Below are 20,983 nucleotides of genomic sequence, written 5' to 3'. Positions count from 1 at the left end.
CCGCCCCGCGCCCGCCACTACCGGGAGGCATCGCCGGGCAGAGCCCGGCGCATCCGTCAGTTGTCCAGCTCCAGCACCATCCGCACCAGGCCTTCGGCACCGGTCGGGTGCGGCACTGGCTTGAAGCCCAGCGAGGCGGCCAGCTGCTTCATCGGCTCGTTCTCAGCGGCAACGTCGCCGTACAGGCGGTCCAGGTACTTGCCGCGGCCCCACTTCACCAGCTTGCGCATCAGCTGCCGGCCCAGGCCCTGGCCAATGAGGAAGCGGCTGATCAGGATCGCGTACTCGGCCTCACGGGTACCGGGGATGATCGAGGCCCGGGCGACCGCGCCGACCACCGCTTCGCCAGCGGGCAGGGATTCGGCAGCGACCAGGGTGATCTCGGTCTTGGGATTCGGGTGGGTCAGGCGCTGGGTGGTTTCCGGCGACAGCTCGGTCACCGCCTGCAGGAAACGATCACGGATTTCTTCCGGCCCGAACAGGCTGAACGCCGCTTGCAGCGGCGCGCCATCTTCCGGGCGGATGGGGCGGATCAGCAGCTCGTGGCCGCTGGGAGCCTTGAAGATCTCATGCCAGGGCGGCATGCGGTTGCGAGTGGCCATACCGGGTGATTCCTTGGTGGTCCATCGATTGTGGCATCACCGGGGCTGCATTCCGTGAACGAAAGGCTCACGGCGGTACAGCCTCGTGAAGGCCGTTATTCGGGGGCTTTGAGCCAATCCAGGCGGGTGCTGGCCCCGGGTTCGCCCAGGTGCTGGCGCAGCGCCGGCAGGGCCGGGCCAACCACCCGGTCGAACTGCCAGGGCGGGTTGAGCAGCAGCATGCCGCTGCCGTTGAGGCGCAGCGGCGAGTCGTCCGGGCGCACCAGGAACTCGATCGTCATCGCCGACTTGACCGGCAGGGCGGTGGCCTTGCGCAGGAAGTGCAGGATGGTGCGGCGCTGCTTGATCGGGAACCAGACGGCACACGTGGCCTGCGGCCAGCGCGCCAGGGTTTCGGCCAGGGCGGCCAGAACGGCCTGGTATTCGGCGTCCTGGGCCTCGTAGGGCGGGTCGATCAGGACCAGGCCACGGCCGATCTTGCTGCCGTTGAACTTCGGCGGCAGCAGCGAACGCAGCAGCGCATAGCCATCGCCCGCCCGCACGTCGACACGGCTGTCATGGGCGAACAGAGCCTTCAGCGTGGCCGTTTCGGCTTCCTGCAGCTCACAGACCGCCATGCGGTCCTGCGCGCGCATCGCCTGCGCGCTCAGCAGCGGCGATCCCGGGTAGTTGGTCAGGGCGCCCACCGGATTATCGGCCTGCACCGCCTTCAGATAGCGCTCGACCACCTCGGGCAGCTTGGGCTGGGCCATCAGCCGCATGATCCCGGATTCAGCCTCGAGGGTCTTGCGGCTCTCTTCGCTGGCCAGCAGGTAGCGGCCGGCGCCGCCGTGGGTGTCGAGCACGAAGAACGGGCTGTCCTTGCGCTTGAAGCTGTCGATCAGGGCCAGCTGCACGATGTGCTTGAGCACATCGGCGTGGTTGCCGGCATGGAAGGCGTGGCGATAGTTCATGGGCGGCAGTGTACGGGGCGGCGGCCGCAGCGGCTATGCTGCGCGCCATGACAGCTCCCGTTGCCCATGTCCTGCTGGTCGAGGACGAAGCCGCCATCGCCGAAACCGTGCTCTATGCGCTGCGCAGCGAGGGCTATGCCGCCAGTCACTGCCTGTTGGGCGGTGAGGCCCTGCAGCGGCTGCAGGCCGGCGATATCGATGTGCTGGTGCTGGACGTGGGCCTGCCCGATCTCGGCGGCTTCGAGGTCTGCCGGCGGCTGCGTGCGCAGCCGGGGCCGGCGGCGCAGCTGCCGGTGATCTTCCTGACCGCGCGCAACGACGAAGTGGACCGCGTGCTCGGCCTGGAGCTGGGCGCCGACGACTACATGACCAAGCCGTTCTCGCCGCGCGAGCTGGTGGCGCGGGTGCGTGCACGCCTGCGCCGTGCGGCGCCGGTCGTCGCAGCGCCCAGCGCCGATGCGGGCTGGCAGGAGCATGGCGCGTTCGCCATCGACCGCGAGGGCCGGCGCATCCGCTTCCGCGGACAGGCGCTGGACCTGACCCGCTATGAGTACGCACTGCTGGAAGCGCTGCTGCAGCGCCCGGGTGCGATCCTCAGCCGTGCCCAGCTGATGGACCGGGGCTGGGACAGCAGTGCCGACAGTGCCGACCGCACCGTCGACACCCACGTCAAGACGCTGCGCGCCAAGCTGCGCGCGGCCGGTGCCAGCGACGACCCGATCCGCACCCACCGTGGCCTCGGCTACGCGCTGGAGGTCTAGCCGATGCGCCTGGTACTGAAGCTGTTCCTCGGCTTCTTCCTGATCACCGGCATCGCCGCGTTCTTCGTGATGCGCGTGTTCGTCAACGAGGTGAAGCCCGGTGTGCGCCAGGCGATGGAATCGACCCTGGTCGATGCGGCCAACGTGCTGGCCGAGATGGCCGCCGCCGACGTCAAGGACGGCACCATCCGCAGCGGCAGCTTCACCCGCAACCTGGCCAAGGCGCGGCAGCGCGACCTGAAGGCGATGGTCTGGCGTTTCCCGAAGCGCTCGCTGGATTACCGGGTGACCATCACCGACGCCAAGGGCATCGTCATCTACGATTCGCTGGGCCGTGATCTCGGCCGCGACAATTCGCGCTGGAACGATGTCTACCGCACCCTGCGCGGTGAGTACGGCGCGCGTTCCAGCCCCGAGATTGCCGGCGAAGAGGGCGACACGGTGATGCATGTGGCGGCGCCGGTATATGATCCGGCCGACGGCCGCACGCTGATCGGCGTGCTCAGCCTGGCCCAGCCGAACCGCAGCATCGATCCGTTCATCGCCGCCAGCCAGCGCGCCATCATCGAGCGCGGTGCGTGGCTGATTGGGCTGTCGGCGCTGGTCGGCGTGCTGGTGACGATGTGGCTGACCACCGGCCTCGGCCAGCTCAGCCGCTATGCACGCGCGGTCAGCGCGGGCGAACCGGTGCCACCACCACGGCGCCGCCGCGACGAGATCGGCGATCTCGGCCAGGCGCTGGAAACGATGCGCCAGAAGCTCGAAGGCAAGGCCTACGTCGAGCAGTACGTGCAGTCGCTGACGCACGAGATGAAGAGCCCGCTGGCGGCGATCCGCGGTGCCGCCGAACTGCTGCAGGAGCCGCTGCCGGAAGCCGATCGCGTGCATTTCGCGCGCAGCATCGTCGACCAGCAGGAGCGGCTGACCGAGACCATCGACAAGCTGCTGGCGCTGGCCGAAGTGGAACAGCACGGCTGGCTGCAGACGCGTGACCCGATCGCGCTGCCGGCATTGCTGGCCGATGCGGCGGCCGCCGCGCAGGTGCGTGCGCAGGCGGCCGGCGTGCAGGTCCGCATCGGCAGCGTGCCCGACCTGCGGGTGCAGGGCGACGGCTACCTGCTGCGGCAGGCACTGCACAACCTGATCGACAACGCGATTGCCTTCTCGCCGGCCGGCGCGGAGATCGCGCTGCAGGCCGAGGTGGACGGGCAGGGCGTGCGCCTGCAGGTGGCGGACCGCGGTGCCGGCATTCCCGACTATGCGCGCGAACGCATATTCGAACGCTTCTACTCGCTGGCCCGCCCCGGCAGCGGCCGGCGCAGCTCCGGCCTGGGGCTGCCGTTCGTGCAGGAGGTTGCGCGCCTGCATGACGGTCGCGCCAGCGTCGACGACCGCGAGGGCGGCGGCACCGTGGCCAGCCTGTGGTTGCCGCTGGTCGTGCCGGGCCAGCGCCCGCGGCGCTGACTTCACACTCGCTTCAAATTCGCCACAAACCCTGCTCACCGCAGCGGTCCATCCTGCAGTCCTCTCCAACGAGGATGGACCATGAAATCCCTGAAGATGCTGCTGCGGTTCGCCATTGTCGGCGGGCTGATCCTGCTGCTGCTGATCCCGCTGATGATGATCCGCGGGGTCATCAACGAGCGCAGCCAGTACCGCGATGAGGCCTTTGCACGGGTGGCCGACAGCCGCGCCGGCGTGCAGCGCCTGGTGGGGCCGGTGCGTGTGGTGCCGTGGGTGGAACGCAAGGAAGTTGAACTGGTCGACTCGCTGGGCGTCAAGAAGACCGAGGTGCAGGTCACCGAGGGGCACTGGCTGCAGATGCCGGCGTCGCTGGAGGTGGGCGGCGAGATGCTGCCGAGCCAGCGTGAGGTCGGCCTGTTCAAGGTGCCGGTATACAGCTGGAACGGCCAGATGAAGGCGACGTTCGCTGCAGACGACTATCCGGTGAAGGCCGGCCGCAGCTACGGCCAGCCGTATGTGGCGGTGGGCATTTCCGATGTGCGTGGCCTGGTCGGTACGCCGAACCTGCGCGTGGATGGCAAGCAGCTGCGCCTGCTGCCGGGGGTTGGTGCGGCCAGCGAGGTGGGTCGCGGTCTGCATGCACCGGTGGCAGGATTCGCCGAAGACCATGGCGGCACGCTGGCTGCCAGCACCGTCGAACTCGAGCTGCGCCTGGATGGCAGCCGCATGCTGTCGGTGGTGCCGGTGGGCGATGACACCAAGATCGCACTGCGTTCGAGCTGGCCGCATCCGTCGTTCAGCGGTGCGTTCCTGCCCAACGAACGTCGCGTCGACGCACAGGGCTTCGATGCGCGCTGGGCGGTGTCTTCGCTGGCCTCCGATGCACAGCGACAGCTGCGCAATGATGGTGCGGTCGAGTCGCAGGCGGTGACGGTGTCGCTGGTTGATCCGGTCGATGCCTACACCCAGGCCGACCGTGCCTCGAAATATGGCGTGCTGTTCGTGCTGCTCACCTTCGTTGGCTTCATCCTGTTCGAGCTGATCAGGTCGCTGCGCATCCACCCGCTGCAGTACCTCATGGTGGGCCTGGCGCTGGCGATCTTCTTCCTGCTGCTGATCAGCCTGTCCGAGCACATCGCGTTCTGGAAGGCCTACCTGGTTTCGGCGGTGGCCTGTATCGGCCTGCAGGCGGTGTACCTGGCCAACGTGCTGGGCCACTGGAAGCGCGGCCTCGGCTTCGCTGCGCTGCTGACCGTGTTGTATGGCGCGCTGTATGGCCTGCTGGTGTCGGAGAACAACGCACTGCTGATGGGTTCGCTGCTGCTGTTCGTGATCCTGGCGCTGGCGATGTGGGTGACCCGCCGGGTGGACTGGTACGCGCTTGGCGCGGAACTGAAGTAAGGAGTACGCCATGAGCTGGCGCCAGGGATTGCGGCAACGGGCACGGCAGGGCATTCCGGCACTGCTGGAAGTGGATGCACTGCTGCAGGCACATGGCGTGCTGGCGGCCCTGCCCGGGGCACGGATCGCCCCCGGCCTGGTCCGCTTCCAGCTGGCGGCGGTGACCTGCGAGGGATTGCAGGGCCAGGGACTGGCCTGGCTGCACGGCGCGCGGCAGGGACGCGGTGCGCTGGCCGGCAGGGTGCCGCGCTACCGGCCATGGAAGGCCGGGGCGGAGGCGCTGGCCGAGATCGGCATCGGCGGCCTGCCCGAGGACTGGCCTGCGCATGCGGCGGTGTACGGCTGCAGCAGCATCGACCGGCGGCACTGGTTGCTGCTGCTGCCGGAACGGGCGCAGTTGTGGCTGGGATGGAGTGGATGAGGTGGCGTGGCAGGTGCGAACCAACCACCTCTCCTGTGGGTGCGAACCTTGGTTCGCACGCTTCCGCGCTGTCCATGACCGATGGGACGGTATCGGCGCGCCCCTGCTGGCTAGACTCGATGGGTTGATGATCGAGCCGAAGGGCAGGGGTGCGATGTGTTGAAGTGGGGCATGCTGGCCGCAGCGCTGGCGATGGGTGGCAATGCAGGCGCGCAGCAGCGCGAGCCGGTGGACCTGGACATGGTCAGCCGCATCCGCCAGGAGGCCTTCCACCGTTCGCAGGTGATGGACACCTTCAGCTACCTCACCGAACGCATCGGCCCGCGACTGACCAATTCGCCGGCGATGGGCCGCGCCAATGCCTGGACCCGCGGCAAGTTCAACGAATGGAAGCTGGACAACGTCCATGACGAAGCCTTCGACGACTTCGGGCGCGGCTGGGAGTTCACCTCGGCCAGCGTGGAGATGCTGGGGGACCGTGTACAGCCGCTGCATGCACTGCCGAAGGCGTGGACGCCGGGCACCAAGGGACCGGTTGAAGGCGAACTGGTGCAGGTCGAGATCAAGAAGCCCGAGGACATCGAGAAGTACCGCGGCAAGCTGCGCGGCAAGATCCTGCTGCTGGGCGAGGCGCGCGAGTACAAGCGCGGCACCGAGGCGGATTCGCACCGCCACGACGCTACCTCGCTGGAGGGCCTGCAGGAGTTCACCCTGCCCAAGGACAAGGACGCCACCGCCGAGCGTGCGAAGCGGGTCAAGGAGTACCAGGAACGCCAGCAGCTGGCGACCAAGGTCAATGCGTTCTTCGTGGAAGAAGGCGCGCTGGCCTCGATCAGCATCAGCAGCTGGGACAACGGCATCATCCGCGTTGCCGGCGGCGGCTCGCGCAAGGCCGGTGAGTCGGTGGGCATTCCCGAGCTGGCGATGATCAGCGAGCACTTCAATCCGCTGGTGCGCGCGCTGGAGGCCAAGCAGACCGTGCGCCTGCGCGTGGATGTGGCTGCGCGCTTCACCGACGAGGCCGACCAGCCGGGTTACAACACGCTGGCCGAGATCCGTGGCAGCAGCAGGCCCGATGAAGTGGTGATGATCGGCGCGCACCTGGATTCCTGGCACAGTGGTACCGGTGCGGCCGACAACGCGGCCGGCGTGGCGGTGATGATGGAGGCCATGCGCATCCTCAAGGCCACCGGCGCCAAGCCCAGGCGCACCATCCGGGTGGCGCTGTGGAGCGGCGAGGAGCAGGGCCTGATCGGCTCGCAGGCCTATGTGGCCAAGCACTTCGGCCGTTTCCCGGAACCCACCGATCCGGCGCAGAAGGCGCTGCCGGCCTCGCTGCGCGAGCCGACCGGCGCGCTGCAGAAGACCCGCGACTACGGCAAGTTCCAGGTCTACTTCAACATGGACAACGGCTCGGGCCGCTTCCGTGGCATCTATGCACAGGAAAACCTGGCGGCGATGCCGATCTTCGAAGCCTGGCTGGCCCCGTTCCATGACGTCGGCGCCACCACCGTGGCCACCCGCAACACCGGCAGCACCGACCACATCAGCTTCGACCGCATCGGCCTGCCGGGCTTCCAGTTCATCCAGGACCGGCTGGACTACTTCACCAACGTCCACCACAGCCACCTGGACACCTGGGACCACGCCGAACCGGAAGACCTGAAGCAGGCCGCGGCCATCGTCGCCTCGTTCGCCTACAACGCCGCGATGCGCGAGCAGTCCTTCCCGCGCAAGGTAGAACCGTAAAAGGGGACGGAGGGGATTAAGTCGTTTCTCCCCTCCGTTTCCCGGTTGCAGGCCCAGCGACTGGGCAATCGCGACTTAATCCCCTCCGTCCCCTTTTTCCGTCGGGGGCGGCGGGCTGGTAAAATCGGGGGATTCCCGTTCCTCGAGCCGTCCATGACCTGCCGCACCCGCTTCGCCCCCAGCCCCACCGGTTACCTGCACATCGGCGGTGCCCGCACCGCGCTGTACTGCTGGCTGGAGGCCCGCCACCGTGGCGGCGAGTTCGTGCTGCGCATCGAGGACACCGACCGTGAACGCAGCACCCAGGGCGCGATCGACGCTATCCTGGAGGCGATGGAGTGGCTGGGCCTGGATTACGACGAGGGCCCGATCTACCAGACCGACCGCGTCGCCCGTTACATGGAAGTGGCCGAGCAGCTGGTGGCCGACGGCAAGGCGTACTACGCCTATGAGACCCGCGAAGAGCTGGACGCGATGCGCGAGGCCGCCATGGCCAGGCAGGAAAAGCCGCGCTACAACGGCGCTGCACGCGAACTGGGCCTGCCGCGCAAGGACGACCCGAACCGCGTCATCCGCTTCAAGAACCCGCTGCAAGGCACGGTGGTGTTCGACGACCTGATCAAGGGCCGCATCGAGATCGCCAACAGCGAGCTGGATGACATGGTCATCTTCCGCCCGGACGGCTACCCCACCTACAACTTCGCGGTGGTGGTGGACGACTGGGACATGGGCATCACCGAGGTCATCCGCGGCGACGACCACATCAACAACACCCCGCGCCAGATCAACCTGTACGAAGGCATCGGCGCGCCGGTGCCGAAGTTCGGCCACATGCCGATGATCCTCGACGAGCAGGGCGCCAAGCTGTCCAAGCGCACCGGCGCGGCCGACGTGATGCAGTACAAGGACGCCGGCTACCTGCCGGACGCGCTGCTGAGCTACCTGGCCCGCCTGGGCTGGTCGCACGGCGACCAGGAGCTGTTCAGCCGCCAGGAGCTGATCGACCTGTTCGACGTGAAGGACTGCAACTCCAAGGCCTCGCGCTTGGACATGGCCAAGCTGGGCTGGGTCAACCAGCACTTCCTGAAGACCGAGGACGTGGCCGCGATCGTGCCGCACCTGGTCTACCAGCTGCAGAAGCTGGGCCTGGACGTGGCCGCCGGCCCCGCCCCGGAGGACGTGGTGATCGCCCTGCGTGAACGCGTGCAGACCCTGAAGGAAATGGCCGAGAAGGCGGTGGTCTGGTACCAGCCGCTGACCGAGTACGACGAAGCGGCGGTGGCCAAGCACTTCAAGGCCGGTGCCGAAGTGGCGCTGGGCAAGGCCCGCGAGCTGCTGGCCGCCCTGCCGGAATGGACCGCCGAGTCGGTGGGCGTCGCCCTGCACGACGCGGCCGCAGCGTTGGAAATCGGCATGGGCAAGGTGGCCCAGCCGCTGCGCGTGGCCATCACCGGCACCCAGGTCAGTCCTGACATTTCCCATACCGTTTACCTGGCCGGCCGCGAGCAGGCCTTGAAACGCATTGATGTGGCCATCACCAAGGTAGCAACGGCCTGAGGCATCCTTGCCAGGCCCGAACCGGAGAACACGCATGCCCGCCAAGACCGCCACTGCCTGTACCGCCCCGCACCACCACGTCCACGACGCATCGGATTTCGTGGCGGTGGTCGAGCGCGTCTCGCGCGAACGCGGGCTGCGCCTGACCCCGATCCGCGCCAATGTGCTGAAGCTGATCGCCGAGGCCGGCAAGCCGGTCAAGGCCTACGAGCTGCTGGAATGGGTGCGTAACGGCAAGGGCGTGGGCGCTGATGCCCCGCCCACCGTGTACCGCGCGCTCGACTTCCTGATGGCCAATGGCTTCGTGCACAAGCTGGAGTCTGTGAATGCCTTCGTGGCCTGCCACCACCCCAGCAGCGCGGCGCACTCGGTGCCGTTCCTGATCTGCAACAGCTGCCACAGCGCGGTGGAACTGGAAGACCGCGAGATCGTCACCCAGCTGGAGAAGCGCGCCAAGGAGCTGGGCTTCCAGCCGCAGGCGCAGACCCTGGAAGTGCACGGCCTCTGCGCGCGCTGCGCGGGCTGAGTCGCGGCGCATACCCGGACTGAGCCGCACGCTCAGTCCCGGGCGGCGTGCTCTTTCAGACGCTTCAGGACGCTGCGCTGTGCGTCGACCAGTACAGGGTCGTCCACCCGCAACTGCTCGACCCAGGCGAGCGCTGGTACCGGGTCGGCATGGCGCACGAAATACAGTGCCTGCGCCAGGAAATGCACATTGGGCACCCTGGCGTCCCAGATGAGCTTGGCGATACGCAGCATCGACGCCTGCATGCCGGGTGTAACCTCAACGCCGGTCTTCCCTGAAAGCGCGGTATTGAGGCAGTAAAGCGCCTGGCAGGGCAGATCACGCGGTGTGCCCGCACGCGACCAGTCAGCGCGTTCGGCAAAGTCCAGCAGGATGGCAATGGCGGCGGGGCCACTCACATCGGCCAGTGTGCCGAGCGCGAACACTGCCAGCTGGGGGTCACCCAGCATATCGCGCAGACCTTCCACGCCCTGGCGTCCCCAGGCGGTGCAGGCCTTGGCCCAGCCGCCGAACGGTACGACCCGGCTACCATCGCCCAGCAGGCCATCATCCGGCCAACCGTGCAGTATCCGCAGCCGCTCAATCTCCTCGCCACCTTCGGCGCCGTGCTCCTGCACGAAGGCGATCAGATCTTCCGCTTCCAGCATGTCCTTGGCCGCCCGCCTGGCCAGTGTCGTGAATTTCATCGTCTTCCAGCAATCCTGATCCAGATCCGCAACGGTAGCGGATCAATGGGGTGAAGGCAGTCAGCAGCCTGCACCCTAGTCCATCGGCTTGGACCGGGTATCCACCCGCACGATCACCGACATGCCGGGCCGCAGCTGCGCGGCCAGCGTCTGGCCTTCATTGATCGATATCCGCACCGGCAGCCGCTGCACCACCTTGGTGAAGTTGCCGCTGGCATTGTCCGGGCGCAGCACGCTGAATTCCGAACCGGTGGCGGGCGCGATCTCCTGCACGCGGCCGCGCAGCACCTGGCCCTGGAACGCGTCCACCGAGAACGTGGCCGGCTGACCGATCGCCATGCCCCAGGTCTGGCCTTCCTTGTAGTTGGCCACCACCCATAGCGTGTCAGGCACCAGGAACAGCAGCTGCGAACCGGCGGCGACGTATTGGCCCACGCGCACGCTGGCTTCGCTGATCTGGCCGTCGCGCGGTGCGTGGATCACCGTGTTGGCCAGGTCGATGCGAGCCAGTTCCAGTTGTGCCTGTGCACTTTCCACCTGGGCCTCCAGGCTCTTGCGCGCCACCTGGGTCGACACCAGCGTTTCCTCGGCGATGCGGATCTGCGCCTGCGACTGCTGCACGCTGGCCTGTGCCGAGGCCTGGGTGGTGCGGAACTTGTCGCGGTCGTTGACCGACACCAGTTGCTGCGCAGCCAGTTCCTCGTAGCGTTTCAATTCATTGCGCGAACGCTGCAGCTCGGCCTGGCCGGCCGACAGCGTGGCGTGCGCCGAAGCGATCTGCGCACGGTTCTGTGCCTGCGACTGGTCCGAGTTGGCCAGTGCCGCACGTGCGCTGTCCAGCGTTGCCTGCGCCTGGGCGACACGCTGCGTGTAGATGCGGTCATCGATGCGCAGCAGCGGCTCGCCCTCCCTTACGTGCTGGAAGTCCTTCACCAGCACTTCGGTCACATAGCCGTTCACCTGTGGCGCCATCACTGTGATCTGCCCGCGCACATAGGCGTTGTCGGTCACCATCACGCTGCTGGTGAACGGCCACAGGTGCCAGGCGCGCAGGATCAGCGCAATGCCCAGCAAGGCCACCACCACCATCACCACCACGCTGCGCGCGCTGGGCTTGAGGTACTTCGGCGCGGCAGCCGGTGTCGCGGGCGTGGGCGCAGGCGCCGCATCGGTCGGCGGCGGTGGAGTGACGTTGTCGGCGTCGATGTCGTCGGGGCGGGGCGGGACGGGAGGCATGGAGGAGGACTCAGCGGGGCGCGGCCGGCGTGACCGCAGCGGGGGAAGTGGGGTGGCGCTTGCGCCATTGCTTGAGCACGGCGGTGCGCAGCGACAGCAGCAGCAACCAGCCCAGGAAGCCGATCGCCAGCCAACCGCTCAGCGTGAACACATCATTGAAGCCACGCACGTTGGCTTCGCGGCGCGTGGTCTGCGCCAGCTGCGCGCTGCCCTGCGCGCTGCGCAGCACCGGGTCGGTGATCTGTGCGCTGTACAGCTGCTGCTGGAGGCGCAGGCGTTGTGCCACCACCGGGTCGGCCGGGTCGAGCTGGCTGGTCAATGCACTGGAGTACAGCTGCTCGCGGTGCAGCTGGAAGGTACCCAGGACCGCCGAACCGGCCAGGCCGCCCAGCGTCTGTGTGATCGACAGCGTCACCAGGAAGGTGATCATGTGGTCCACACCCTGCTTCAGCGCCGCGGAAATGCCGAGCATGATCAACGGGCCCATGAACATGCCGGCACCGATCGAGGCCAGGAACTGGCTGACATAGAAATCGTGCGGTCGATCCATGCTGGTGCGGTGCTGATCGAAGAAGGCGGCAGCGCCGAGCAGCAGGATTGCCATCAGCAGCTGCGCGATCAGCCGCTTCGGGCCGAACGTCAGCGAGGCACCGGCGATGCCGGTGACCACGCCCGCGAGGATCACCACGAACAGCGGGCGCATCTGGTCCGGGCCCATGCCCAGCGTGCGCATCAGGTTGACCACGCCATAGGACTGCTCGGTGGTCAGGAAGCGGATCAGGAACGCGCCGACGATGAAGTGCAGCACCGGCAGCTTCGACAGCCAGCGGATCTGCAGCAGCGGATTGCGCCGGTAGTGTTCGATGATGAAGGCAGTGGTGGAGAGCACGATCGATGCGACCAGCGCCCAGCCCAGCCACGGTGTGTTGAGCCACCAGCGGGTGTAGCCCTGCGCCAGTACGATCACCAGCAGGGCAACGGCGGGGGCGAGCAGGGCGAAGGTGAGGAAGTCCAGCGGCTCGAAGGCTTTCACCTGGATGCCGGGCGGCAGCTTCAGCACCACCACTGCCGCGAACGCGCACAGGGCCAGCCCGGCTTCAAACGAGTAGAGCTGGTGCCACTGGCCGGTATCGACCAGGCCCGGCGAGACGATCCAGGCGATCGGCACCGCCAGCTGCGAGAGGCCCACGCCAACCACCAGCAGATTGCCGGTGAACCGTCGTGGCAGCGCCTGCAGCATGTACAGCGTGCCCAGTGTCGAACAGGCGGCGCCAGCGAAGCCGCTGGCGGCACGGGTCAGCATCGTGGTCTCGAAGCTGCCAACGAACAGGTGCAGCACCGCCAGTGCTGCGTACAGGCCCAGGCCGATCTCGGCGAACAGGCGGATGCCGTACTGCTGGCGGAACTTGAAGGCCAGCAGGTTGGCCGTGACGTTGACCATTGCATAGGCCGCCACCAGCCAGCTGCCCTGGGTCGGCGTCAGTGCCAGCTGGCCCTGCAGGAAGGGCAGGTTGGCGGTGACCAGTGCATTGCCAAGGCCACCGGTGATCGCCACCAGCAGCGACACCAGTGCATAGGCCACGCGTCGATAGGGGGGATGCCAGGGCATCGAAGCCGAACCCGGCATGGTCGGCTTCTCGTGCTCCTCCCAATCCGGAACCGGCTTCAGATACGGCTGGACCATCAGCGGGCCTCGCTGGTTGCTCCCTGGAGACCCCCGCGCAGCAGCTGCAGGGCACGCCCGGCCAGGTGGGCGCGCTCGTCGCGGGTCTTGCCGCGCAGGGCCGCGCCCAGCATGCCCGAGATCAGTGAAATATCCGTCTTCTCCAGGTCGGCACGGCACAGGCCGGCGGCCTTGGCACGGGCGATCGGTGCTTCCAGCAGATCGCGCACGGTCTCGCGCGCGGTGCGCATGGCTGGCACGTCCGAATCGACTGCACGCCAGTAATCGGCCAGTGCCGGCGAATCGATGATGCGCTGGGCCATGCCTTCGAACACCTCGAACAGGGCATCGTCGCGGTCGCCGAGCTGCTCGACCTGGCGCCGGATACGGTCGACCGTACGTTGCAGCAGTGCCTGGATCAGCGCGGTGCGGTCGGGGAAGTTGCGGTACAGGGTGGCGCGGCCCACCTGGGCGCGTTCGACCACCAGGTCCAGCGGGGCGGTGACACCGTGTTGGCCGAACACATGATCGGCGGCGTCGAGGATGAGGGCACGGCGGGCAGCAGCATCGGCACGTTGGGCAGTCATGGAATTATTTTCGGACAAAAGTGTCCGATTGGCGAGACTTTGAGTGACGGGATTGTCCGCTTGTTGTGGTACGCACATCTTTGTGACGAATGCGTGATGGATGCTGCACAAAGAGATGGGGGCCAGAAGGCCCCCATCGGATCTGCTTGCATTGGATCCACGCCATGCGTGGGCTGAGGCTGGGGTCAGAACCCATTCCTCTGGAATGGGATCCGACTCCACTACGCGATCAGAAGAACGCGCGGATGCCGAATGCGACACCACGGCCCGGCAGCGGCGAGTAGTCGCGCAGCAGCGAGGTGTGCGGGCGCACTTCACGGTTGGTCAGGTTGCTGCCATCCAGGAACACTTCGTAGCTGTTGCTCGCGTTGCGATCCCAGCGGTAGGCCAGATGCGCGTCGACCAGGGTGTAGCCGTCGCTCGGCGCTTCGTTCTGGGCGACATCCTTCTGGCGGCTGTAGCGGACCGCACCGACCGAGGCGCGCCAGCCGTCCTTCGACCAGCGCAGGTCGGCGCCGACGCGGGCCGGGGCGATGCGCGGCAGGTAGCCGGTGTTGGCCAGCTCCACGCTGTAGTTGTGGTTGTGGTCGCCATGCGGCACGGCGATGTCGAGGTTGCGGCTGCCGCTGCCATCCAGCTTGGCCTTCACGTAGTCGCCGAACAGGCGCAGATCCCAGTCACCGGCGCCGCCTTCGAACAGGTGCACCAGCGCTTCGGCTTCGGCACCGCGGAACACCGCATCCTGCTGCGTCCAGGCGCGGACCGGCAGACCCTCGGTAACGCCGGTGTCGGCCAGGTAGATGAAGTCCTTGAACCTGGTCTGGTAGACCGACGCGGAGAAGTCCAGGCGTTCGCTGTGGGTGTGGATACCCAGTTCCACGCGCTGGCCGCGTTCGGTCTTCAGGTTGGCGTCGCCGATTTCCAGCGAGCGGGTGGCGATGTGCGCGCCGGCGGCATACAGCTCTTCGTTGGTCGGTGCACGCTCGGAGCTGTCCACGCCGATGCGCAGGTCGACGGTGTCGTTGAGCTTCCAGATGCCGGCCGCAGACAGGTTGGTGGCGCCGAAGGTGCGGCGGCGATAGTCACCGGTCGGGTCCAGCTTGACCTGGTCGTGGCGGCCGCCCAGTTCCAGCTTGAACGGGCCGAACTGCTTTTCCTGCAGTACGAACAGGCCGATGTTCTTCGTGCCGGTATCCGGAACGAACGCCTCTTCGCCCTTGGCACCGAAATCACTGTTGCCGAACTGCAGGCCGAACGCGCCGTCCCAGCCGCCGATCTGCTGCTGCACGGCTTCCAGGCGCGCCTCGATGCCACGGTTGGTAAAGCGGGTGGACGGCGTGCCGGCTTCCAGCTCCACGTGTTCGTAGTCGGTGTAGGCCACGCGTGCATTGATGTTCTTCAGGAACGAGACCGGGTTGTAGATGCCGGCCTTGGTCTCGAAGCGGTTCTGCACCATGTCGATGCGCACGTCATGCTCGTCGCCGCCTTCCTCTTCATCGCCATGGTCGTGGCCGTGGTCATGGCCATGATCATCGCCATCGGCATGCACGTGCGCGCCATTGGGAATGCCGTAGTTGGTGCGATAGGTGCTGGCCGATACGCCGAAGTAGCCGCCGTCGCCCAGCCAGGTCGCGCCGACGCCGCCGGCGCGGGTGCGGATCGAGCTGTTGTCGAGGCGGCCGCGGCGCGGCTCTTCGCCTTCCTCGCCCGCGTGCTCATGGTCGTGATCGTGATGGTCTTCAAGGCTGTCGATCACTGCATAGCCGGGAATGCGGTAGTCGTCGCCGTTGCGGACCAGGCCATCCACGTGCAGCACGACATTGCCGCTGACGCCATCGAGGCGGAACATGCCGCTGCGCTCGTTGTTCACCGAATTGCCGCGCAGCTCGGCGCGGCCGCTGAGCGGGCGCTCCGGCAGCTCGCGGGCGATGCGGCCATCCACCACATTGACCGCGCCACCGATGGCGCCACTGCCGAACAGCAACGTGGCCGGGCCCTTCAGTACTTCGATCTGGTCGGCCAGGAACGGCTCGATGCTGGTCGCATGGTCGGCGCTGACGGTGGAGGCATCCATGTTGCCCATGCCATTGGACAGCACGGCCACGCGCGGGCCTTCCTGGCCGCGGATGATCGGGCGGCCGACGCCGGGGCCGAAGAACGTGCTCTGCACGCCCGGCAGCTTTGCCACGGTATCGCCGAGGGTGCCGGCCTTCTGCTCGTCCAGGCGTTCGCCGGCCAGTACCTCCACCGGGCGCGCCAGCGATTCGGCATCGCCCTGCAGTGGCGACGCGGTGACCTGCACCGACGACAGTTCAGTCAGGTGGCGGTCACGATGAGCGCTGTCATCGCCGGCGGCAAAGGCAACCGAAGGCAGCAGGGCGGCGAGGGCCAGAGCGAGGGAATGCGGCTTCAACCGCGGGGTGTGGGCGGGCATGGAGCGGGTCCTTTGTTACAGTGTATCAATCGCTGGGCGCACGTATCCCGTCAGCGGGACAGGGGGAGGGAAACCGTGCGGGTCGGGAACAGATGTTATATTATTCCATAACGATTCGCCGACCCTGCTGGAAGTCATGTCCCTGTCCTCACGCCTGCGCCACCTGCTCGACCGTTTCGGCGCCACTGGTTCGATGCTGTGCGCGGTGCACTGCGCGGTGATCCCCGTGCTGCTGGCCGCGGCGCCGTCGCTGGGCCTGTCGTTCTGGCTGAGCGATGGGGTGGAACAGGCGCTGGTGGTGTTCGTCACCCTGCTCGGATTGTTCAGCCTGGTCTGGGGCTACCGCCGGCACGGTGCGCTGCGTGCGCTGGGCTTCCTGATTCCCGGCCTGGTCGCGTTGTGGGCCGGCGTGCTGTACGACCCGCTGCACCACAATGCGGTGCCACACGCGGTGGTGATGACCATCGGCGGCCTGCTGGTGGGGGTCGCCCATCTGGTCAACCTGCGCCTCAACCACGGTCACGTGCACGACGCCAGCTGCGCGCACTAGGCGCTCCGTGATAGGATTTTCGATCGTGCGCGGGGGCGCCCAGCAAGGCGGCCCCGCCGAACCCGTGTCAGTACGGGGTAACCAGATTTCACATTTGAGGAGTTGAAGACATGGGTAAGGGTGACCGCAAGACCGCCAAGGGCAAGCGCTACAACGCCAGCTACGGCAACGCCCGTTCGCACACCGCGAGCAAGGTCGCCGTAGGCGCCGCCGCTCCGGTTGCCAAGAAGACCGTGGCCAAGGCTCCGGCGAAGAAGGCTGTGGCGAAGAAGGCCGTCGCCAAGGCCTGATCCGGCCCAGACCGGTTCAACGAAAAACGCGGCGCCTGGCGCCGCGTTTTTTTATGCCTGTCCGGCGAGCCGAGCGTGGGCTCGGCTCTACAACCGGATCAGCGCAGGGTTTTCTTCAGCGTTTCCGGATTGCCGTCGTTCGGTGCAGCCGGCACCTGCAGCAGGTGCGCCAGCAGCGGGTAGACGTCGACATTGTCGAAGCCATCGATCACCAGGCCCTGGCGGAACGACGGGCCGCTGGCCACGAATACCGCGCGCATGGAGGGCAGGGCATTGTCGTAGCCATGCGAGCCACGATCCTGATGGTCTCGCTTGGCGATCTTCTCCTGGTGCAGGGCATCCCAGCCTTCATCCATCATGCAGACAATGGCGGGAATGCGCGGGTGGGTGCCGTAGTGCAGGCGCGCCGGCAGATTCTCTTTCTTCCAGCACTCATACCGGTCGTGACGACCGAGCAGGGCGCGCTCGGCGGCGGCTTCGTGACCGGCCAACGGCGCAAAACCCACCGACTGGCCCTGGCTGACGTTGCGCGCGATGGCCGGGGCGGCCATTGATTCGGTGGAGATCACCTGGCCGACCGGGACGCTGGCCATGCCATGGTCGGAGACCACGATCACGTTGGTGGTCGCGGCCAGGCCGCGCTGCTGCAGTCCATCGAGCACCTGGCCGACGATCTGGTCGGCGCGCACGATGGCGTCGGCGTACTGCTTCGATTCGGGGCCGTAGTTGTGGCCGGCCTTGTCCACGTGCTCCATGTACAGCGTGGTCAGGCGGGGGGCATCGGCATCGGTCTGTGCAAGCCAGTCCAGCACGATGCCCGCGCGTTGTTCCAGCGGTTCCTTGCCGTCGTACACGCGCCATTGGCTTGGGCGCACACCACGGATTTCCGATTCACTGCCCGGCCACGAGGTGGTGGCCGAACGCACCCCGGCGTTCTCGGCGCCGACCCAGATCGGTTCGCCGCCCCACCAGCCGCTGGTGGTGACCGCCTCACGGTTGTTCAGCTCGAACCGGCCTAGGGCTTCATCGTCCATGCTGTTGTTGACGATGCCGTGGTGGTCCGGGCGCAGGCCGGTGACGATGGTGTAGTGGTTGGGGAAGGTCAGCGACGGATAGGACGGGGTCATCCAGCGTGCACGCACGCCGCCGTCGATCAGGCGCTGCAGGTTGGGGGTCAGGCCGCGGTCCAGCGCATCGGCGCGCAGGCCGTCGATCGAGATCAGCAGCAGCTTCGGCGGCGCAGCCGCAGCGACAGCGGTGGGAGCGGAGGCGGAAGGGGCGGGCGCGGTGGTGCAGGCGGCCAATGGCAGCAGCAGCGCCAGCGCGCAGGTCAGGCGTACGGAAGTCATCCGCCCATGATAAGCCGGTGCAATGACGCGCCCAAGACACGCTGCGCCGAAGGGCGCAGCGTGTCCGCGCATTTTTCCTTATCCCCGCGCCTGTCGGCGCGCCCCCTTCAACAAGAAGGGGGTTTTTCTCCAGACATATTCCTGATGCTTCCATCCATGCATGGCGTGGATCTACCGTGTCGACCAAGGTCGACACCTACCAGCAGCCGCGTAGTGCGCCGTCCCGACAGATCGCAGGAACCTGTCGAAGGCGGGGTGGGTCCGGTTGCAGGGGCGTGAGCGCCATGGATGGCGCGACCGAGCTTACAGGGACGTACTTGCAGCGTCCCCTGCAACCGGACCCATCCTGCCTCCGCGCAGGAAGCCCGCTGTTGCTGTTGCTCTAGCCTCTGCGGGTGCCGGGCGCAGCCCGGCCAGCCCTCTCAGGCGAACAGCGGTGCCTGGCGTTGTTCCAGTCGCAGCAGTGCGGCCTTGGTTTCCAGGCCGCCACCAAAGCCGGTCAGCGCGCCGTTGCTGCCGATCACTCGATGGCAGGGCAGGATGATCGGCAGGGGATTGCGCCCATTGGCAGCGCCGACGGCGCGGGTCGCACTGGGTTGGCCCAGATGCTGCGCCAGCTGCAGGTAGCTCCAGGTCTGGCCGAACGGGATCAGAGCCAGCGCCTGCCACACGCGCAGCTGGAACGGCGTGCCGCGTGGCGCAAGCTCAAGGTCAAAGCTGCTGCGTTCACCGTGCAGGAACTGCAGCAGCTGCTCGCGCGCTTCCGGCAGCGCATCCGGCGCGTAGTGCCAGTCGTCGCGGCCGCGTGCCGGGTGGCGGTTTTCCGGGAACAGCACATGGGAAAGGCCACGCTCGTCACCGGCGATGGTCAGCACGCCGATCGGGCTATCGAAACGGTCGAACAACAGGGTCATGTCGGTTCTCCAACGAAAGTGCCGGACAGGTGCCAAAGATGCAGCACGGCATAGGCGCGCCAAGGGCGCCACGGTTGCGAGCGCGCTTCGGTCGCGCGTTCGCTCAGGCGCTGGCCCTGCGCATGGCCGAGCACCTGCTGCAGTACCAGGTCGCCGGCGGGGAAAGCATCGGGCTGGCCGAGCCCGCGCAAGGCGATGTACTGCGCGGTCCACGGACCGATGCCGGGTAGTGCCACGCAGCGGGAAACGAACTCTTCCAGCGCCTGGCCCGGGCCGAAGTCGAGCGCGCCACTGGCACAGGCGGCGGCAAGCGCACGCACGGTGGCGGCGCGGCTGCGTGGCAGGCCGATCGATTCCAGTGGCGCTTCTGCCAGCAGCTCGGGGGCCGGGAACTGGCGATCGAATTCCGGCGGCATGCCCGGCAGGTGCGCGCCATAGGCATCCACCAGCCGCCGCGCGAAGGTGGTGGCCGCGGCCACGCTGACCTGCTGTCCGAGCACGGCGCGTACGCCCACCTCGAAGCCATCCCAGCCGCCGGGGACGCGCAGCCCGGGGCGCTCGGCTATGCCACGCGCCAGCAAGGGTTCCTCATCCAGTGCGGCGTGGACCTGCTGCAGGTCGGCATCCAGATCGAATACGCGACGCACACGGCGGACGATGTCGGGGATCAGGCGCGGATCGACCGCGCCCAGCTGCAGGCGCAGTTCCGGGCGCTTGGGGTCGGCAGTGACGCGCAGCAGGGTGGGGCGCTCGGGTGTGCCGAGCACGCGCTGGTAGCTGTCTTCGCCGATCAGCTCGATGCCGGGCAGGCTGCGCTTGCGCAGGAAGGCCAGCATGCGCGGGAAATCCAGCGGTGGCCGGTATGCCAGACGCAGTACCAGGCAGCCATCGTCGGCGGCCAGCGGCTGGTGCTGGCGACGCAGTGCGGTCGGCGCCATGCCGCAGCCCTGCAGGAAGGCCGTGTTGAAACGACGCAGGCTGTTGTAGCCGGCGGCCAGCGCGACGTCGGTCACCGGCAGCGTGGTCTCGGTCAGCAGCTGCTTGGCCAGCAGCAGGCGATGGGTGGCGTGGATCTGCCCTGGCGTTGCGCCCAGATGTTCGACGAACAGGCGCTGCAGCTGGCGCGCGCTGAGTCCGATCTTCTCTGCGAGGTCGGCTACCGGCTGTTCCTGCAGGAAGCCACCATGGATCAGGGCCAGTGCGCGCTGCACGGTCTGCCCGGCCAGTGCCTGCTGCGCCTGCGGTGCCAGCTCGGGGCGGCACCGCAGGCACGGGCGATAACCGGCTGCCGCAGCAGCGGCCGCAGTCGGGTAGTAAGTGATGTTGCGCGGCTTCGGTGGCGGTGCCGGGCACACGGGGCGGCAATAGATGCCGGTGCTGCGCACGGCGGTGTAGAACACGCCGTCGAAGCGTGCGTCGCGGGCCAGGCGGGCGCGGTCGCAGGCGGCGGTGTCGAGGGCGAGGGCGGTGTCCATGGCGCCAGTCTAGGCGTGTGAGGGCGGGGATACTCGCCGGATTCGGACATGGATGCTGGAGGGGGTTCTGGCAGGGCTTGCAGCCCTGCACCCGCAACGTCAACGTCAACGTCTCAATCAAAAGCTGGCAGTCCGTGGGATGGCGGGGCGGTGTGGGCTGTCAGGACACGCCGTAAACCCGTCCATGGGGGCTCGAGGGCGCCATCCATGGCGCCAACGGTCCTGTCAGCCCACACCGCCCCACCTCTGACAGTTGATCGCTGCAGTTGGTGGGTGCCGACCGTTGGTCGGCACGCTTTTGCTGTTGGTAGGTGTCGACCTTGGTCGACACGCTTTTTCCCAAGGGTCAGAGGGGGTTCAGTGCC

General features: G+C 67.4%; 19 protein-coding genes. 9 read left to right on the top strand and 10 right to left on the bottom strand.

Translation table 11 applies throughout. From position 1 onward, the window contains the following. Positions 1–56 precede the first annotated feature (56 nt). Entirely contained in the window at positions 57–602 is a 546-nt protein-coding gene (locus V3B64_RS20310) for a GNAT family N-acetyltransferase (RefSeq protein ID WP_004150340.1), read from the bottom strand. A gap of 95 nt (positions 603–697) precedes the next feature. Further along, a complete protein-coding gene (gene rlmJ / locus V3B64_RS20305; RefSeq protein WP_024958156.1) occupies positions 698–1,555 on the bottom strand; it encodes a 23S rRNA (adenine(2030)-N(6))-methyltransferase RlmJ in 858 nt (285 codons plus the stop codon). A 35-nt stretch (positions 1,556–1,590) separates the two neighbouring features. On the opposite strand from rlmJ, the gene creB reads away from it, so the two are divergent. From creB to V3B64_RS20270, 7 genes are all read left to right on the top strand, one after another. Continuing rightward, the gene (gene creB, locus V3B64_RS20300; protein WP_329914824.1) at positions 1,591–2,316 is read left to right on the top strand and encodes a two-component system response regulator CreB; all 726 of its coding nucleotides are present in this window, start codon (positions 1,591–1,593) and stop codon (positions 2,314–2,316) included. Between the two features lie 3 nt (positions 2,317–2,319). After that, positions 2,320–3,780 (top strand): two-component system sensor histidine kinase CreC, encoded by a 1,461-nt coding sequence (gene creC / locus V3B64_RS20295; RefSeq protein ID WP_329914823.1) that lies wholly within the window; start codon positions 2,320–2,322, stop codon positions 3,778–3,780. Between the two features lie 81 nt (positions 3,781–3,861). Continuing rightward, positions 3,862–5,181, top strand: coding sequence for a cell envelope integrity protein CreD (gene creD / locus V3B64_RS20290; protein WP_329914821.1), 1,320 nt, complete (start codon positions 3,862–3,864; stop codon positions 5,179–5,181). A 10-nt stretch (positions 5,182–5,191) separates the two neighbouring features. Next, positions 5,192–5,602, top strand: a complete 411-nt coding sequence (locus V3B64_RS20285) for a hypothetical protein (protein WP_049399601.1) — start codon at positions 5,192–5,194, stop codon at positions 5,600–5,602. A 171-nt stretch (positions 5,603–5,773) separates the two neighbouring features. Continuing rightward, the gene (locus tag V3B64_RS20280; RefSeq protein ID WP_049399600.1) at positions 5,774–7,351 is read left to right on the top strand and encodes a M20/M25/M40 family metallo-hydrolase; all 1,578 of its coding nucleotides are present in this window, start codon (positions 5,774–5,776) and stop codon (positions 7,349–7,351) included. A 153-nt stretch (positions 7,352–7,504) separates the two neighbouring features. Beyond that, complete coding sequence (gene gltX / locus V3B64_RS20275; protein WP_329914820.1) at positions 7,505–8,908, top strand: glutamate--tRNA ligase; 1,404 nt, start codon at positions 7,505–7,507, stop codon at positions 8,906–8,908. A gap of 34 nt (positions 8,909–8,942) precedes the next feature. Then, positions 8,943–9,434, top strand: a complete 492-nt coding sequence (locus V3B64_RS20270; RefSeq protein ID WP_004150412.1) for a Fur family transcriptional regulator — start codon at positions 8,943–8,945, stop codon at positions 9,432–9,434. A gap of 32 nt (positions 9,435–9,466) precedes the next feature. Here V3B64_RS20270 and V3B64_RS20265 read toward each other — a convergent pair whose 3' ends face one another. The 5 genes from V3B64_RS20265 to V3B64_RS20245 form a co-directional block, all read right to left on the bottom strand. Next, positions 9,467–10,081: a hypothetical protein gene (locus V3B64_RS20265; RefSeq protein ID WP_285303564.1), complete on the bottom strand. Its 615-nt coding sequence runs from the start codon at positions 10,079–10,081 to the stop codon at positions 9,467–9,469. A 114-nt stretch (positions 10,082–10,195) separates the two neighbouring features. Next, entirely contained in the window at positions 10,196–11,356 is a 1,161-nt protein-coding gene (locus tag V3B64_RS20260) for an HlyD family secretion protein (RefSeq protein WP_121503868.1), read from the bottom strand. 10 nt (positions 11,357–11,366) lie between these two features. Next, positions 11,367–13,040 (bottom strand): MFS transporter, encoded by a 1,674-nt coding sequence (locus V3B64_RS20255; protein ID WP_121503867.1) that lies wholly within the window; start codon positions 13,038–13,040, stop codon positions 11,367–11,369. After that, positions 13,040–13,606, bottom strand: a complete 567-nt coding sequence (locus tag V3B64_RS20250) for a TetR/AcrR family transcriptional regulator (RefSeq protein WP_010483118.1) — start codon at positions 13,604–13,606, stop codon at positions 13,040–13,042. The genes V3B64_RS20255 and V3B64_RS20250 overlap by 1 nt, the downstream gene beginning before the upstream one ends. Before the next feature lie 229 nt (positions 13,607–13,835). Further along, positions 13,836–16,040 (bottom strand): TonB-dependent receptor, encoded by a 2,205-nt coding sequence (locus tag V3B64_RS20245; RefSeq protein ID WP_329914817.1) that lies wholly within the window; start codon positions 16,038–16,040, stop codon positions 13,836–13,838. A gap of 136 nt (positions 16,041–16,176) precedes the next feature. Between V3B64_RS20245 and V3B64_RS20240 the strand changes: the two genes are divergently transcribed. Together V3B64_RS20240 and V3B64_RS20235 are read left to right on the top strand one after the other, a co-directional pair. Beyond that, the gene (locus V3B64_RS20240; RefSeq protein ID WP_008264835.1) at positions 16,177–16,590 is read left to right on the top strand and encodes a MerC domain-containing protein; all 414 of its coding nucleotides are present in this window, start codon (positions 16,177–16,179) and stop codon (positions 16,588–16,590) included. Between the two features lie 110 nt (positions 16,591–16,700). Beyond that, the gene (locus tag V3B64_RS20235) at positions 16,701–16,880 is read left to right on the top strand and encodes a 30S ribosomal protein THX (protein WP_004150462.1); all 180 of its coding nucleotides are present in this window, start codon (positions 16,701–16,703) and stop codon (positions 16,878–16,880) included. A gap of 98 nt (positions 16,881–16,978) precedes the next feature. On the opposite strand, the gene V3B64_RS20230 is transcribed toward V3B64_RS20235, so the two are convergent. From V3B64_RS20230 to V3B64_RS20220, 3 genes are all read right to left on the bottom strand, one after another. Beyond that, complete coding sequence (locus V3B64_RS20230; RefSeq protein ID WP_329914816.1) at positions 16,979–18,229, bottom strand: ectonucleotide pyrophosphatase/phosphodiesterase; 1,251 nt, start codon at positions 18,227–18,229, stop codon at positions 16,979–16,981. Between the two features lie 422 nt (positions 18,230–18,651). Continuing rightward, entirely contained in the window at positions 18,652–19,143 is a 492-nt protein-coding gene (locus tag V3B64_RS20225; RefSeq protein WP_012510484.1) for a methylated-DNA--[protein]-cysteine S-methyltransferase, read from the bottom strand. Next, the gene (locus tag V3B64_RS20220; RefSeq protein ID WP_329914815.1) at positions 19,140–20,618 is read right to left on the bottom strand and encodes an AlkA N-terminal domain-containing protein; all 1,479 of its coding nucleotides are present in this window, start codon (positions 20,616–20,618) and stop codon (positions 19,140–19,142) included. The genes V3B64_RS20225 and V3B64_RS20220 overlap by 4 nt, the downstream gene beginning before the upstream one ends. Between the last annotated feature and the right edge of the window lie 365 nt (positions 20,619–20,983).

This window comes from Stenotrophomonas sp. SMYL86, from assembly GCF_036320025.1.
Lineage (GTDB): Bacteria > Pseudomonadota > Gammaproteobacteria > Xanthomonadales > Xanthomonadaceae > Stenotrophomonas > Stenotrophomonas maltophilia_A.
The sequence above is the reverse complement of the archived record's forward strand: the minus strand, read 5'-3'. Positions and strand labels throughout refer to the sequence as shown.

What these genes read in the sequence shown, in the direction of transcription:
- V3B64_RS20310 (WP_004150340.1), bottom strand. Translation starts at nt 602, where the DNA reads ATGGCCACTCGCAACCGCATGCCGCCCTGGCATGAGATCTTCAAGGCT.
- rlmJ (WP_024958156.1), bottom strand. Translation starts at nt 1,555, where the DNA reads ATGAACTATCGCCACGCCTTCCATGCCGGCAACCACGCCGATGTGCTC.
- creB (WP_329914824.1), top strand. Translation starts at nt 1,591, where the DNA reads ATGCTGCGCGCCATGACAGCTCCCGTTGCCCATGTCCTGCTGGTCGAG.
- creC (WP_329914823.1), top strand. Translation starts at nt 2,320, where the DNA reads ATGCGCCTGGTACTGAAGCTGTTCCTCGGCTTCTTCCTGATCACCGGC.
- creD (WP_329914821.1), top strand. Translation starts at nt 3,862, where the DNA reads ATGAAATCCCTGAAGATGCTGCTGCGGTTCGCCATTGTCGGCGGGCTG.
- V3B64_RS20285 (WP_049399601.1), top strand. Translation starts at nt 5,192, where the DNA reads ATGAGCTGGCGCCAGGGATTGCGGCAACGGGCACGGCAGGGCATTCCG.
- V3B64_RS20280 (WP_049399600.1), top strand. Translation starts at nt 5,774, where the DNA reads ATGCTGGCCGCAGCGCTGGCGATGGGTGGCAATGCAGGCGCGCAGCAG.
- gltX (WP_329914820.1), top strand. Translation starts at nt 7,505, where the DNA reads ATGACCTGCCGCACCCGCTTCGCCCCCAGCCCCACCGGTTACCTGCAC.
- V3B64_RS20270 (WP_004150412.1), top strand. Translation starts at nt 8,943, where the DNA reads ATGCCCGCCAAGACCGCCACTGCCTGTACCGCCCCGCACCACCACGTC.
- V3B64_RS20265 (WP_285303564.1), bottom strand. Translation starts at nt 10,081, where the DNA reads ATGCTGGAAGCGGAAGATCTGATCGCCTTCGTGCAGGAGCACGGCGCC.
- V3B64_RS20260 (WP_121503868.1), bottom strand. Translation starts at nt 11,356, where the DNA reads ATGCCTCCCGTCCCGCCCCGCCCCGACGACATCGACGCCGACAACGTC.
- V3B64_RS20255 (WP_121503867.1), bottom strand. Translation starts at nt 13,040, where the DNA reads ATGGTCCAGCCGTATCTGAAGCCGGTTCCGGATTGGGAGGAGCACGAG.
- V3B64_RS20250 (WP_010483118.1), bottom strand. Translation starts at nt 13,606, where the DNA reads ATGACTGCCCAACGTGCCGATGCTGCTGCCCGCCGTGCCCTCATCCTC.
- V3B64_RS20245 (WP_329914817.1), bottom strand. Translation starts at nt 16,040, where the DNA reads ATGCCCGCCCACACCCCGCGGTTGAAGCCGCATTCCCTCGCTCTGGCC.
- V3B64_RS20240 (WP_008264835.1), top strand. Translation starts at nt 16,177, where the DNA reads ATGTCCCTGTCCTCACGCCTGCGCCACCTGCTCGACCGTTTCGGCGCC.
- V3B64_RS20235 (WP_004150462.1), top strand. Translation starts at nt 16,701, where the DNA reads ATGGGTAAGGGTGACCGCAAGACCGCCAAGGGCAAGCGCTACAACGCC.
- V3B64_RS20230 (WP_329914816.1), bottom strand. Translation starts at nt 18,229, where the DNA reads ATGACTTCCGTACGCCTGACCTGCGCGCTGGCGCTGCTGCTGCCATTG.
- V3B64_RS20225 (WP_012510484.1), bottom strand. Translation starts at nt 19,143, where the DNA reads ATGACCCTGTTGTTCGACCGTTTCGATAGCCCGATCGGCGTGCTGACC.
- V3B64_RS20220 (WP_329914815.1), bottom strand. Translation starts at nt 20,618, where the DNA reads ATGGACACCGCCCTCGCCCTCGACACCGCCGCCTGCGACCGCGCCCGC.